General features: G+C 73.9%; 9 protein-coding genes and 1 pseudogene. 4 read left to right on the top strand and 6 right to left on the bottom strand.

The window, feature by feature from the left end; translation table 11 throughout:
• The 3 genes and pseudogenes from ACH436_RS15140 to ACH436_RS15130 form a co-directional block, all read left to right on the top strand.
• Positions 1-180, top strand: a pseudogene (locus ACH436_RS15140) (carbohydrate ABC transporter permease); the annotation flags it as partial.
• Positions 181-282: 102 nt separating this feature from the next.
• Complete coding sequence (locus ACH436_RS15135; protein WP_430561014.1) at positions 283-1,593, top strand: ABC transporter substrate-binding protein; 1,311 nt, start codon at positions 283-285, stop codon at positions 1,591-1,593.
• 59 nt (positions 1,594-1,652) lie between these two features.
• On the top strand, positions 1,653-2,744 hold the full coding sequence (locus ACH436_RS15130; RefSeq protein ID WP_430561013.1) for an App1 family protein: 1,092 nt from the start codon (positions 1,653-1,655) through the stop codon (positions 2,742-2,744).
• Here ACH436_RS15130 and ACH436_RS15125 read toward each other — a convergent pair.
• Genes ACH436_RS15125 through ACH436_RS15110 form a run of 4 tightly spaced genes read right to left on the bottom strand, consistent with a single transcriptional unit; the run spans position 2,732 to position 5,168 of the window.
• Positions 2,732-3,166: a hypothetical protein gene (locus ACH436_RS15125; RefSeq protein WP_430561012.1), complete on the bottom strand. Its 435-nt coding sequence runs from the start codon at positions 3,164-3,166 to the stop codon at positions 2,732-2,734. The genes ACH436_RS15130 and ACH436_RS15125 overlap by 13 nt on opposite strands.
• 18 nt (positions 3,167-3,184) lie before the next feature.
• A complete protein-coding gene (locus ACH436_RS15120) occupies positions 3,185-3,895 on the bottom strand; it encodes a ubiquinone/menaquinone biosynthesis methyltransferase (protein WP_430561011.1) in 711 nt (236 codons plus the stop codon).
• Positions 3,892-4,539 (bottom strand): lysophospholipid acyltransferase family protein, encoded by a 648-nt coding sequence (locus tag ACH436_RS15115; RefSeq protein WP_430561010.1) that lies wholly within the window; start codon positions 4,537-4,539, stop codon positions 3,892-3,894. Before ACH436_RS15115 ends, ACH436_RS15120 begins: the two co-directional genes overlap by 4 nt.
• Before the next feature lie 59 nt (positions 4,540-4,598).
• Positions 4,599-5,168 (bottom strand): TetR/AcrR family transcriptional regulator, encoded by a 570-nt coding sequence (locus ACH436_RS15110; protein WP_430561009.1) that lies wholly within the window; start codon positions 5,166-5,168, stop codon positions 4,599-4,601.
• Positions 5,169-5,278: 110 nt separating this feature from the next.
• On the opposite strand from ACH436_RS15110, the gene ACH436_RS15105 reads away from it, so the two are divergent.
• On the top strand, positions 5,279-6,121 hold the full coding sequence (locus ACH436_RS15105) for an alpha/beta fold hydrolase (RefSeq protein ID WP_430561008.1): 843 nt from the start codon (positions 5,279-5,281) through the stop codon (positions 6,119-6,121).
• Between the two features lie 16 nt (positions 6,122-6,137).
• On the opposite strand, the gene ACH436_RS15100 is transcribed toward ACH436_RS15105, so the two are convergent.
• Together ACH436_RS15100 and ACH436_RS15095 are read right to left on the bottom strand one after the other, a co-directional pair.
• Positions 6,138-7,397 carry an NYN domain-containing protein gene (locus ACH436_RS15100; protein WP_430561007.1) on the bottom strand — a complete coding sequence of 420 codons (1,260 nt, stop codon included), beginning with the start codon at positions 7,395-7,397 and terminating at the stop codon, positions 6,138-6,140.
• 10 nt (positions 7,398-7,407) lie between these two features.
• Positions 7,408-14,456 (bottom strand): invasin domain 3-containing protein (locus tag ACH436_RS15095; protein ID WP_430561006.1); only part of this gene is annotated, 7,049 nt, incomplete at its 5' end.

The raw sequence follows: 14,456 nt of genomic DNA, 5'->3' as shown, positions 1-14,456 counted from the left end.
AAGCCCGACCTCTACCCGCTACCCATCGCGCTCAGGCTCTACGTCGACCAGACCAGCGTGTCCGACTACGGCGCCCAGATGGCCATGGCCGTCCTGGCCCTGCTGCCCGTGATGATCTTCTTCATCCTCTTCCAGCGCTACATCGTCGACGGCGTCGCCACCCAAGGCCTCAAGGGCTGACGCCCGCGCCCGGACCACCCTCACCGACACACCGACCAGCCGCGGCGGGCACCACCGCCCAGGCCCGACCCCCGCAGAGCTGCGGGACGGAGGAAGAACACCATGAAGCTCGCACGACTCTCCGGCGCCGTCGCCGCCATCGCCGTCACGGTCGGCCTGACCGCCGCCTGCGGCAACGGCGGGGCGGACGCCGGCCCGGCCGCCAAGGTCTCCACGGACGAGGACATCACGCTGTCGTTCGCCTGGTGGGGCAACGACGACCGCGCCGCGCGGTACGAGAAGGCGATCGACGCGTTCGAGGAGAAGTACCCGAACATCACCGTCCAGACGCAGTTCCAGTCCTGGGACGACTACTGGACGGCGCGCTCCACCGAGGCGGCGGGCAGCGCCCTGCCTGACGTCGTCCAGATGGACGCGGGCTACGTGCGGCAGTACGGCGCCACGGGCCAGCTCGCCGAGCTGGACGGCCAGGTGGGCGTCAACCTCGACACCGGCGGCGTCGACGAGACCGCTCTCGCGTCGGGCCAGATCGAGGGCACGACCTACGCCGTCCCGGTCAGCCTCAACACCCAGTCGATCATCTACAACGCGAAGCTCCTCGAGGAGCTCGGCATGGAGCCGCCGGCCGAGGGCTACACGTGGAACGACCTGGTGCAGTGGTTCGCCGACGTCGCGGAGGCGGGTGCGAAGCACGACCCGCAGGTGTACCCGATCGGCGACATGACGGGGAACAACCCGTGGTTCCTGCAGTGGCTGGTGCAGCAGGGCAAGGTTCCCTTCACCGACGACGGCCAGATCTCGTTCACCCAGGAGGACGTGCAGGCCTGGGCCGACCTGTGGGCGCCGCTGCGCGAGTCCCAGGCGTTCTTCCCCGCCAAGCGTGCGGCGCAGCTCGAGCCCAAGACCGGCCTGAACTCCAGCGAGGTCGTGGCCGAGGCCAACTGGGACACGCTGATGCCCAACTACACCGCGGAGCTCGGCAGCGAGGACCTGGAGCTCATGCCGATCCCCACCGGTGACGACGGCAAGAAGATGTACTGGCACGCCGGCGTGATGCTCTCGGCGTCCGCGAGCTCGTCCCACCCGGACGCGGCGGCCGCGTTCATCGACTTCATGACGAACGACCCCCAGGTCGGCGAGATCTTCGGCACCAGCAAGGGCGTCCCCGCGACGGACGCGCAGAAGGACGCGATGAAGATCGAGGACGGGTCGCCCGACGCCCGCCTGCTCGACTACGAGGACGCCCACGCCGACGACGTCACCGAGCCCGCCCCCGTCCCGGTGGAGGGATACGGCGAGATCGAGGTGGAGATGGCCCGCCTCTCCGAGGAGATGCAGTACGGCAACCTCGACGCGGACCAGTTCGCCCCCCAGTGGTTCGCCTACGTGCAGGACACCGTCAAGGCGCAGTGACCCGCCCGGGTGCCGCGCGCCGACGCGCGGCACCGCCCCGGACCAGGGACGATCGGGACATGCCCGGCCCGCACGCCCCCGTCACGCAGCAGCCCGCCCCGCGACCCACGCAGCGACCGCACGTCGCCGCGCTGATCGAGGACTGGTGGTGCGCGGTGGCGGGGGCGTTCCTGCGCCGCCGCGGCTGGGTGCCGCGCGTGCTCGCGTCCACGGGGTACGGCACGCCGCGCGACGTCCGGGTGCTGGGGCGCGTGCTGCTGGTGCCGCCGTCCCGGGCGCGGGGCCCGCTGTCGCCGATCAGGCACGCCGACCGACGCCCGTTGCGCAGCTACCTCACGCTCCCCTCCCCCGGCGAGCCGGTGCGCGTCACCGTCGGCGGCGCCGTCGTCGACGTCGCGACGGACCGCGCCGGGTACGTGGACGTCGAGGTCGCGCTGCCCCCCGACGCGCCCCTGACACCCGGTCGGCACGACGCGACCCTCACCGCGCTCCGCGCCGGGACTGACGCCGGTCCCGGCGCCGCCTCGGTCGTCGCACCGGTGGTCGCCCCGGTGCAGGTGGTGGGCGACGACGCGACGTTCGGCGTCGTCAGCGACATCGACGACACGACGATGGTCACCGCCGTCCCCCGGCCGTTCGTCGCCGCGTGGAACACGTTCGTCACCCGGGCGAGCGCCCGCCGGCCCGTGCCGGGGATGCCGGAGCTGTACCGGCGGATCGCCGCCGAGCACCCCGACGCCCCGTTCGTCTACCTCTCCAACGGCGCGTGGAACACGGCCGGCACCCTGGCGCGGTTCCTCGACCGGCACGGCTTCCCGCCGGGCCCGCTGCTGCTCACGGACTGGGGCCCCACCCAGACGGGCTGGTTCCGCAGCGGCCCGCAGCACAAGGGCGAGAGCCTGGACCGGCTCATGACGGCCTTCCCCCAGGTGCGCTGGCTGCTGCTCGGCGACGCCGGTCAGCTCGACGAGGACGTGTACGTGCGCGCGTCCGCCCGCTGGCCCGGGCGCGTGGTGGCGATCGCCATCCGCCAGGTCGACGGCGCCCGTCCACGCGCCTCCCGCGGCCGGCCGGAACCGGGTGCGCCGCTGGTGCACGGCGCCGACGGCGCGGAGCTCGCCGACCGGCTCGCCGACGTCTACCGCGCCTGACGCCCGCCGACGTCCCCGCTCGGCTCCCACGTCCGGGCCTGCAGCTCCGCTGCCAGCACGCGGGCTCGTTCCCCCGCGGCGCGCCAGCCCACGACGGGCTCGGCGTGGACGACCTTGCGCCCGTTGCTCACCTCGACGGTCCAGGGCTTGCCGAAGGCCACCCGCGCCAGGACGAACGCGGGCAGCAGCAACAGCAGGACCAGAGCCTCACCGAGGAACAGCAGGGTGAGCAGGACCAGCGGGAGCAGGACCACGACCGCGACGCCGAGCAGGACCACGGCCACGACCGGCAGCTCCCCGTCGAGGTCGGCCAGGTCCCAGGGCGAGGACGAGGTGGCGTCCACATCGCGCATGCGCGGCCGCCAGGGCAGCCACCGGCGGTGCACGCGGAAGGTGTCGCCGCCCGGAGTCGTGACTCTCACGGCGCGAGGGTACTGGTGCTACGACGGCTTGCGGGCGCTCACGATCATGTGGGTGCCGAGGAACCGGCGCCGCCAGGTGACGTCGTCGAACCCGAGCCGCCAGAGGATGGAGGCGACCTGCTCGGGGGACTTGAACCCCAGCGTGGTCTCCTCGAGGTAGGTGTAGGACTTCTTGTCGCGCGCCACGAGCTGGCCGAGCAGCGGGATGACGACCTTGACCCCCAGGGTCACGGGCGCCCGGAGCAGGCCGCGCGGCGGGCAGGTCTCGAGGATCACGACGCGTCCGCCGGGCCGCAGCACGCGCAGCTGCTCGGCGAGCACGCGCTCGGCGTCCTCGACGTTGCGCAGCAGGTAGCCGTGCGTGACGGCGTCGAACGACGCGTCGTCGTAGGGCAGGGCGTTGGCGTCGGCGAACTGCCAGGTCACGGCGTCGGCGCCGGGCTTGGCGCGCGCGCCCTCCAGCATCCCCTCGGAGAAGTCGACCCCGTGGATCGTGGCGCCCGGGTACTGTCGCGCCGCCTCGAGGGCGATGACGCCCGTGCCGGTGGCGACGTCGAGCAGCGACCCGCCGGCGGGCAGCTGCGCCCGGCGCGCGACGTCGCGGCACCAGGACGCATGGCGGCCGACGGTCATGAGGCGGTTCATCCGGTCGTAGTAGCCGGGGACCGTGTCGAAGAGGCGCTGCACCTCCTCGCCCTTCGATCGAGACGGGGGCGAGGGGTGGGTCACGCGGCGAGCTCCTGGCCGCTCATCTTGTGGATGGACGACATGACGTGGTCGGTCAGCTCGCGACGCACCTGCGCCGGCCGGGCGCCGGCGGTGAGCTGGCGCGACGGGTCGATCGGGGCGCCGAAGTGGACCTGGATGCCGCGGCTCGGGCGCGGGAGCCGCTTGCCGACGGGCTGCACCTTGTCCGTGCCGCGCAGCGCCACCGGGACGACCGGCGCCGAGCCGGCGAGCGCCAGCCAGGCGACGCCGGTGTGGCCCTGGTGCAGCTTGCCGTCGCGGGAGCGGGTGCCCTCCGGGTAGATGCCGAAGGCGCCGCCGCGCTTGAGCACGACGAGGGCGTCGTCGAGCGACCGCTGCCCGGCGCGCGGGTCCTCGCGGTCGACGGGGATGTGGCCCATGGTGGTGAAGAACCACCGCGAGACCCGGCCCTTGAGGCCGCGGCCCGTCCAGTACTCCGCCTTGGCGATGAAGGTGACGTGCCGGGGAACGACGAGCGGGATGATGATCGAGTCGATGAACGACAGGTGGTTGCTCGCGAGGATCACCGGACCACGCCGCGGGATGTTGTGCAGTCCCGTCACCTGGGGGCGCAGGAGCACGTACACCAGGAGCGACAGGACGAGGCGCAGGAACCGGTAGGTCACCGCACCATTGTGCCCCCTGCTCCGCCTCGCCTTGCCGCAGCCCGTCTGCGGGCGTGTGATCAGGGCGTTCGCGCGCCCCCGACGGCGAGCAGGGACGCGGCGGCGCGGCGCGCCTCGCGGGCGACGTCGGCGTCGTGCGTGATCGCGGCGGTGGTCTGGGCGCCCTCCGCGAGCAGCACCACCTGGAGGGCGACGGCGTCGGGCAGGCCGACCTCGCGCACCAGCCCGAGCACGTGCTCCTGGAACGCCTCCTTGTGCCCGCGCACGGCCGCGGCGATGCGCGGCGAGGTGGCGCCGAGCTCGCCGAACGAGTTGATGAAGGCGCACCCGCGGAAGCCGTCCTCGCGGAACCACTCGTCGAGGAAGTCGAAGACGCTGAGGATCCGCTCGCCCGGCGTGGTGGCCGTCGCGGCCGCGCGCTCGACGCCGTCCGCCCACTGCCGGGTGCGCAGGGCGAGCACGGCGACGACGAGGTCCTCCTTGGAGGGGAACAGCGTGTAGATGCGCTTGAGCGACACGCCCGCCTCGGCGCGCACGGCGTCCATCCCGACGGCCTGGACGCCGCGGGCGTAGAACAGGCGGTCCGCGGCCGCCACCACGGTGTCACGCGCGGTCACCTCGTCGAGCATCGTTCACCCTCTCGTCGGCCCGTTCCCCTTGCGTAGAGAACCATCGTTCTCTACTGTAGCGGTCAGCGGGAGAACGATCGTTCTCCCCCTTCCTCAGAGGGAGCACGGACATGGGCTACATCACCGTCGGTCAGGAGAACACCACGGACGTCGAGCTCTACTACGAGGACCAGGGCTCCGGTCAGCCCGTCGTCCTCGTGCACGGCTACCCGCTCGACGGGCACAGCTGGGAGCTCCAGACCCGCGAGCTGCTCGCCGCCGGCTACCGCGTCGTCACGTACGACCGCCGCGGGTTCGGCGCGTCGAGCAAGGTCGGCTCCGGGTACGACTACGACACGTTCGCGAAGGACCTCGACACCGTCCTGACCACGCTCGACCTGCGCGACGTGATCCTCGTCGGCTTCTCCATGGGCACCGGCGAGCTCGCCCGGTACGTGCGCAACCACGGCCACGAGCGCGTCGCCAAGCTCGCGTTCCTCGCCTCGCTGGAGCCGTTCCTGGTGCAGCGTGACGACAACCCGGAGGGCGTGCCGCAGTCGGTGTTCGACGGCATCGTCGACGCCGCCCGCAGCGACCGGTACGCCTGGTTCACGCAGTTCTACCGGGACTTCTACAACCTGGACGAGAACCTCGGCACGCGGATCTCGGAGGAGGTCGTGCGGGCCAACTGGGGCACGGCCGTGGGCTCCGCGCCCGTCGCCGCCTACGCCGTCGTCCCCACGTGGATCGAGGACTTCCGGCCCGACGTCGAGGCGGTGCGCGACGCGGGCCTGCCGACCCTGATCCTGCACGGCACGAAGGACAACATCCTGCCGATCGACGCGACGGGTCGCCGCTTCCACCAGGCCGTCCCCGACGCCGAGTACGTCGAGGTCGAGGGCGCGCCCCACGGCCTGCTGTGGACGCACGCCGACGAGGTCAACGCGGCGCTGCTCGCGTTCGTCGGGCGCTGAGCACGCCCGCGGGCGGTCAGCTCGCGGTGAGCAGGTAGTCGTCGGCGTCGTCGTCCCACGCGAGGGCGACGGCGCCGGCGGCTGCGGCGCCCTTCGCGAACTGCAGGAACCCGCGGTAGCCGAGCGCCTTCTCCGAGAAGTCGGGGCGGCGCTTGCGCACCTCGTTCTTCAGCCCGGACAGCGGCGCGCTGCCGCCGGCGTCGCGCACCACCTGGCGCAGCAGGTCGAACGCGCCCTCGGTGTCCTGCTGCGCGGGCAGCGCCACCTCCGGGTCGCCGGTCGACGGCCCGTCCGACAGCACCACGAAGTCGCGATCGGCCAGGAAACGCAGGAACTCGCCGAACGTGCGGAAGCCGTAGTCGGACTCGCTGAACGTGGGGTCCTTGCGCACCAGCGTCCGCTTGAGCATCGACGCCGTGACGGAACCGCTGGTCGAGGCCTGCAGGTCGGCGAGGGTCTGCGCCACCCGGACCTCCATCGTCGCGTCCTCGCCCGCGGGCGCGGCGTCCTCCTGCTCGAGGTCCGTCTCGACCACGGACTCGACGGCGTCCGCCGCGGGCTCGGCGGGGACCTCCGCGGCCGGCGCCTTCTTGCGACGGCGGGTGCCCGACGTCGTGCCGGAGGTCGCAGGTGCGGCCTCCTCGGCCGGTGCCACGGCCTCGGGCTCGGGCGCCTCGGCCGGCGCCTCCGCGGGGGCGGGGGTCTTGGCGCGACCGCCGCGGCCGCCGCCGGACCGCCCGGTCCCCTTGCCGCCGCGACCGGACCGCTTGGGCGCGGGCGCCTCGGACTCGTCGGGCACGTCGACGCCCTCGAGCCGGTCGTAGAAGAGGAACTCGTCGCAGGCCGGCGGCAGCAGGCGCGAGGTGGAGTTCTCGACGCCGACGCCGATGACCTTCTTGTCGAGCTCGCGCAGCTTGTGCACCAGCGGCGAGAAGTCGGAGTCGCCGGTGCACATCACGAACGTGGTGATGTACTCGCGCTCGAAGGCCATCTCGATGGCGTCGACCACCATCTTGATGTCGGCGGCGTTCTTGCGGGACGCCCCCATGCGCTGCGTCATCTCGATGAGCTCGACCTGGTGGCGGGTCAGCATGCGCCGGTCCTCGTCGAAGTACGACCAGTCCGCGTACGCACGCCGCACCACCACCCGGCCGCGCACCGCGAGCGCGTCCGCGATGGGCTTGAAGTCGAACTGCATCCCGCCCAGGTGGTCGCGGGCGCCGAGCGCCAGGTTCTCGTAGTCGAGGAAGACGGCAAGGCGCTCTTCGGTGTCCATGCCCGCCAGGCTACGGCGTCGGGTCGCCGCCGCGCGCGGCCCCGTCCTCCTGCCCGCCCCGCCGGCGCCGCACGAGGGCGGCGCCGAGCAGGGTCAGCAGGAGCGCGAGACCGGCGAGGCCGGCGACGTCGGCACCGGTGCGCGGCAGCCAGCCCGACGACCGGTCGGGGTCGTCCGCGGACGGCGCCGGCACCGTGGCCGGGCCCGCGGGCCGGCCCGGGGTGGAGGTGCCGCCACCACCCGCGGGGGCGGCCGGCGTCTCCTCCTCGTCCGGCGCGGGCACGACGACCTCGAACGCCGCCCGCACGTCGCCGCTCGCGTCCCCGGTGAGGGTCACGTGGTGCGTGCCCGCCTCCAGGTCCTCGGGCAGGGTGACCGTGAAGGTCACCGCGCCGGTGGCGTCGGCCGTCTGCGCCCCGAGGTCGACCGGGGTCGAGGTCAGCACGCCGCTCACCTCCTCGCCGGGCAGGAACCCGCCGCCGTGGGCGACCTGGGTGTCGCCGCGCTCGGCGACGTCCAGCTCGAGCGTCAGCGTCGGCCCGCCCACCCGGACGAACGACTCCTCGGAGACGTTGCCCGCCTCGTCGGTCGCGGTGAGCACCAGCAGCGTCCCGGCCGGGATCGGCGTGTCCGGCGTGCACCGGAAGGTGCCGTCGGCGCCGGTCTCGGCGACGCACAGGACGTTGCCGCCCGTGTCGCGCACCGTGACCGTGGTGCCCGGCTCGGAGGTGCCGCTCACGTCCTTGCCGTTCGTGGCGTTCGGCACGGGCGCCGGGGGCGGCGTGTCGTCGACCGTCACGGTGACGGGGGCCGACTCGCCGCTGACGTTGCCCGCCGCGTCCGCCTGCGTCGCCGTGAGGGTCGTCGGGCCCTCGGGCAGCGCACGCGTCGTGACCAGGGTCCACGTGCCGTCCTCGCCCACGGTCGCGGTGCCCAGCACCGTGCCGCTGGCGGCGACGACGGTCACCGTGGCGCCGGGCTCGCCGGTGCCGGAGACGACCGGTCGCACGGGCACGCTCGACCCGTCCGCCGGGGACGTGATGATCGGCGCCGCCGGGGGCGTCTCGTCCTTCACCTCGACGTCCACGGTGCTCGGGAACACGGTGCCCCCGACGCTGAACGAGACGGTCGCGATGCCGGTGGTCCGCGACGTGAGGGTCGCGGTGTAGTCCCCGTTCCCGTCGTCGCGCACGTCGCTCACGGAGCCGATCGTGCTGCTGATCGCCACGTCGGCCGCCGCGATCGGGTTGCCGTGCGCGTCGCGCAGCGTGACGGTGATCTCCGATCCCTCGACCCCGTCGTTCTCGATCGTGTCCTTCGTGGCGGTGATCTCGGACGTGGCTCCGGACGGCGCCCCGGCCCGGAACGTCACGTCCACCGACCCGGCGCTCGTGCCGCCCACGCTCGCGGAGACGGTGGCCGTCCCCGCCGTGGTCGACGTGAGCGTCGCGGTGTACGTGCCGTCGCCGTGGTCGGTGACGTCGGACAGGTCGCCGCCCGCGGCCGAGAGCGCGACGCTCGCGCCGCCGGTGGTCACCCGGTTGCCGTGCGCGTCGTACAGCGTGACGGTCACGGTGGAGGCCGACTCGCCGTCGGCGACCAGGCCGTCCGTCGCGGACGCCTCGACCGTCGCCTGGGACGCGTCGGGCGCGCCGGGCACGAACGTCACCAGGGCGGGCGCGGAACCGCCCGCACCGTCGACCGCGAAGCTCACGCTCGCGGTGCCGGCCGCCGTCGCGGAGGTCAGCGTCGCCGTGTACACGCCGCCACCCTGGTGGGTGACGCCGGACAGGCTGCCGGCGGTCGTCGCCATGGTGACGACGTCGCCCGCGTCGGTCACGGGGTTGCCGTGCCCGTCGCGCAGCCGCACGGTGAGGGCCGACGTGCTGGAGCCGTCGGCGGTGATCTCGGCCGGGTCGGCCTCGATCGTCGACGTGGTGGTCGACGGGACGCCCGCCTCGAAGGTCACGGTCGCCGTCGCGTCCGCCGTGGTGCCGCCCACCGTGAAGGTCACGGTGGCTGCCGGCGGCTCGGTGGTCGTCGGCGCCGTGAGGGTCGCCGTGTACGTGCCGTCGCCGCGGTCGGTGACCCCGGACAGGTCGGCCTCGCCGGACGACATGGTCACCGTGCCGCCCGAGGCGCCCAGCGGGTTGCCGTGCGCGTCGAGGAGGGTGACGGTGATCGTCGAGGTGGACTCGCCGTCGGCGGTGAGGTGCGTCGGGTCGGCCGCGATGGTCGACGTGGCCGCCGAGGCCGCGCCGGGCGCGAACCGCACGTCGACCGAGCCGCCCGCGTCCCCGTCCACGGCGAACGTGACCGTGGCGGTCCCGGCCGTCCTCGACGACGTGAGGGTCGCCGTGTACGTGCCGTCGCCGTGGTCGGTGACGTCCGACAGGGTGCCCGCGTCGGTGGTGAGCGTGACCGCGCCGCCGGAGGTGGTCAGCGGGTTGCCGTGCGCGTCGACGAGGGTCACGGTGACCGTCGAGGTGCTGGTCCCGTCGGCCGTGAGGGTCGTCGGGGAGGCCTCGATCGACGAGGAGCCCGGGTCGGCCGCGCCGGCGACGAACGCCACCGTCGCGGTCGTCTTCCCCGCGTCGCCGTCCACCTCGAAGGACACGGTGCCCGTGCCCGCGCTGGTCGACGAGGTGAGCGTGGCGGTGTACGTGCCGTCGCCCTGGTCGGTGACCCCGGACAGGGTGCCGCCCTTCGTGGACATCGCCACGACGTCGCCCGCACCCTTCACCAGGTTGCCGTGCACGTCGCGCAGCGTCACGGTGACGGTCGAGCTGCTCGAGCCGTCCGCCGTGATCGTCACCGGGTCGGCCGCGATGGTCGACGTCGTCGCGCTCGCGGTGCCGGCGACGAACTCCACCTCGGCGGTCTCGTCCGCGCCCGTGCCGGCCACGGCGAACGACACCGTGGCGGTCCCGGCCTCGGTCCAGGACGTGAGGACGGCGGTGTAGGTGCCGTCGCCCTGGTCCGTCACCGGGCCGAGCTCTCCCGCGTCGGTCGACATGGACACGACGTCGCCCGCGCCCTTCACGAGGTTGTCGTGCGCGTCGCGCAGCGTCACGGTGACGGTCGACGTCGCGCTCCCGTCGGCCGTGATCGTCGTCGGGTCGGCCTCGATCTGCGAGGTCGTGGCGTCGGCCTCGCCGGCCACGAACCGCACCTCGGCGGCCTCGCCGCCGTCCTCGCCGTCCACCGTGAAGGTCACGGTGGCGGTGCCGGTGGACGTCGCGGACTCCAGCACGGCGGTGGAGGTGCCGTCGCCGTTGTCCGTGACGGCGGACAGGGTGCCCGCGTCGGTCGCCATGGCCACCTTGCCGCCGGAGGCGGTGAGCGGGTTCCCGTACGCGTCGCGCAGGGTCACCGTGACCGTGGAGGTGCTGGTGCCGTCGGCGGTGATCGTCCCCGGGTCGGCGACGATCGTGGAGCTGCCCGCGTGGGCGGCACCGGCGACGAACCGGACCTCGGTGGTGGCGTCCGCGTCCTCGCCGTCCACCGCGAACGTCACGGTGGCGGTCCCGGCGGTGGTCGACGACGTGAGCGTGGCGGTGTACGTGCCGTCGCCCTCGTCCTTGACGTCGGACAGGCGGCCCGCGTCGGTGGCCAGGGCGACGACGTCGCCCGCACCGGTCACGAGGTTGTCGTTCCCGTCGCGCAGCGTCACCGTGACCGTGGAGGTGCTCTCGCCGTCCGCCGTGATCGTGACCGGGTCGGCCGCGATCTGCGACGTCGAGGCGTCGGGGGCGTCGGCCACGAAGCGCACCGTGGTGGTGTCCTCCGCGTCCGCGCCGTCCAGCGCGAAGCCGATCGTCGCGGTCTGCACGAGCGTGGTCGACGTGAGGGTGGCGGTGTACGTGCCGTCGCCCTCGTCCTCGACGTCGGACAGGTCGCCCGCGTCGGTCGTCATGGTCACGACGCCGCCCGAGGCGGTCAGCGGGTTCCCGTACGCGTCGCGCAGCGTCACCGTGACCGTCGACGTGCTCGCGCCGTCCGCCGTGATCGTGGCCGGGTCGGCCCCGATCGTGGAGCGGCCCGCGACCGCCGGCCCGGCCACGAAGGCCACGTCGGTCGTCGCCTCCGCGTCCGCGCCGTCGAGCGCGAAGGACACCGTGGCGGTGCCCGCCTCCCTCGCCGACGTGAGGACGGAGGTGTACGTGCCGTCGCCGTGGTCGGTGACCTCGCCGAGCTCGCCGGCCGTCGTCGTCATCGTCACCGTGCCGCCCGAGGCGCCCACCGGGTTGCGGTGCGCGTCGAGCAGGGTGACCGTGACGGTCGACGTGCTGGTGCCGTCCGCGGTGATCGACGCCGGGTCGGCGGCGATCGTCGAGGTCCCGACGCTCGCCTCGCCGGCCACGAAGGCCACCTCGACGCTCTTCTCCGCCTCCTCCCCGTCCACGGTGAACGTCACCGTGGCGGTGCCGGCCGCAGGGTCGGAGGTGAGCACGGCCGTGTAGGTGCCGTCGGTCACGTCCGTCACGCCGGACAGGTCGCCGAGGTCGCTCGCCATGACCACGACCTCGCCCGCCCCCGGGACCACGTTGCCGTGCGCGTCGCGCAGGGTCACCGTGATCGTCGAGGTGGACTCCCCGTCCGCCGTGATGGCGGTCGGGTCGGCCTCGACGGTCGAGGTGGCGGCGTCGGGGGCCCCCGCGGTGAACGTCACCGCGGCGGAGTCCTCGGCCTCCTGGCCGCCCACCGTGAAGGTCACGGTGGCCGTCCCGGCCGTGGTCGACGACGTGAGGGTCGCCGTCCAGGTGCCGTCGCCCTGGTCCTCGACGTCGCCGAGGGTCCCGGCGGTCGTGCCCAGCTCGACGGCCGCGCCGTCGGTCACGAGGTTGTCGTGCGCGTCGCGCACGGTCACCGTGATCGTGGAGGTGGTCGTCCCGTCCGCGGTGATCGACGTCGGGTCCGCCTCGATGGTCGAGGTGGTCGCGTCGCCGGTCCCGGCGACGAACCGGACCGTGGCCTCGGCGTCCGCGTCCTCGCCCTCCAGGGCGAACGACACGGTGGCGGTGCCGGCGGTCGTGGCCGACGTGAGGGTGGCGCTGTACGTGCCGTCCTGGTGGTCGGTGACCGTGCCCAGCCCACCCGCGGTGGTGGACATCGTCACCTTGCCGCCCGAGGCGCCCACGGGGTTGCCGTGCGCGTCGAGCAGGGTCACGGTGACGGTGGACGTCGCGGCGCCGTCGGCCGTGATCGTGGCCGGGTCGGCCTCGATCGTGGACGTCCCGACGCTCGCCTCGCCGGCCACGAAGGCCACCTCGACGCTCTTCTCCGCGTCCTCGCCGGCCACGGTGAACGTCACCGTGGCGGTCTCGGCGTCGGTCGACGACGTGAGCGTGGCGGTGTAGACGCCCTCGCCCTGGTCCGTGACGTCGGACAGCCCGCCGGCCGTCGTCGCCATCTCCACCACGTCGCCCGCCGTCGCGACGGGGTTGCCGTGCGCGTCGAGCAGCGTCACGGTGACCGTGGACGTCGCGGCGCCGTCGGCCGTGAGGGTGGTCGGGTCGGCCACGATGGTCGAGGTCGTCAGGTCGACGGCCCCCGCCACGAACGCCACGTCGGCGCTCGCCTCCGCGTCCTCGCCGTCCACGGTGAACGTCACCGTGGCGGTCCCGGCATCGGTCGACGACCGGAGCGTGGCGGTGTAGACGCCCTCGCCCTGGTCCGTGACGTCGGAGAGGTCGCCGGCCGTCGTCGCCAGCTCGACCACGTCGCCCGCCGTCGCGACGGGGTTGCCGTGCGCGTCGAGCAGGCGGACCGTGACCGTCGACGTGCTCGCGCCGTCGGCCGTGAGGGTGGTCGGGTCCGCGACGATCGTCGAGGTGGTGAGGTCGACGGCGCCCGCGGTGAACGCCACCTGCGTGCTCGCCTCGGCGGCCACGCCCCCGAGGGTGAAGGTGACCGTCGCCGTGCCCGCCGCCGTCGCCGACGTGAGGGCGGCCGAGTACGTGCCGTCCTCGTGGTCCGTCACCGCGCCGAGCGAGCCGGCGTCGGTCGACATGAGGACCGTGCCGCCGGACGCGCCCACCGGGTTCCCGTGGGCGTCGAGCAGCGTCACCGTGACCGTGGACGTCGCCGCGCCGCCGGCCGTGATCGAGGCCGGGGAGGCCGCGATCGTCGAGGTCGCGGCGCTCGCCGCGCCGGCCGTGAAGTCCACCTCGGTGGACTCCTCGGCGTCGACGCCGTCCACCGCGAAGGTGACGGTGGCGGTGCCGGCCGTGGTGGCCGACCTGAGCGTGGCCGTCGTGGTGCCGTCGCCCCGGTCGGTGACGTCGGCGAGGGTGCCCGCGTCGGTCGCCATCGTCACGACCCCGCCCGCGGAGGTGAGCGCGTTGCCGTTCCCGTCGCGCAGGGTGACGGTGACGGTCGAGGTGCTCGTGCCGTCGGCGGTGATCGTCGCCGGGTCGGCGGCGATGGTCGACGTCGCGGCGCTCGCGGCCCCGGGGGCGAAGAGCACGTCCGCGGTGGCGGTGGCGTCCTCGTCGTCCACGGTGAAGGACACCGTGGCGGTGCCGGCCGTCTTCGACGATGTGAGCGTGGCCGTGTACGTGCCGTCCTCGTGGTCGGTGACCTCGCCGAGGGACCCGGCGGTGGTGGCCAGCTCGACCACGTCGCCGGCGCCGGTCACGGGGTTGCCGTGCACGTCGAGCAGCGTGACCGTCACGGTCGACGTCGACTCCTCGTCCGCGGTGATCGTCGCCGGGTCGGCGGAGATGGTCGACGCGACGGTGCTCGGCGCGCCCGCGGCGAACGTCACGTCGACGGTCTCGTCGCCGGCCGCGCCGTCGACGGTGAACGACACCGTGGCGGTGCCGGCCGTCTCCGACGACCTGAGGACGGCCGAGTACGTGCCGTCCTCGTTGTCGGCGACCGCGTCGAGGGACCCGGCGGTGGTGGCCATGCGGACCACGTCGCCCGCGCCGGTCACGAGGTTGCCGTGCGCGTCGCGCAGCGTCACCGTGACCGTCGAGGTGCTCAGGCCGTCGGCCGTGATCGTCTCGAGGGCGGCGGCGATCGTCGAGGTCGAGGCGTCCGCCTCGCCCGCGA

The organism is Isoptericola sp. NPDC019693, assembly GCF_044389085.1.
Taxonomy (GTDB): Bacteria; Actinomycetota; Actinomycetes; order Actinomycetales; family Cellulomonadaceae; genus Isoptericola.
This window is presented reverse-complemented; position numbering and strand designations above follow the sequence as displayed.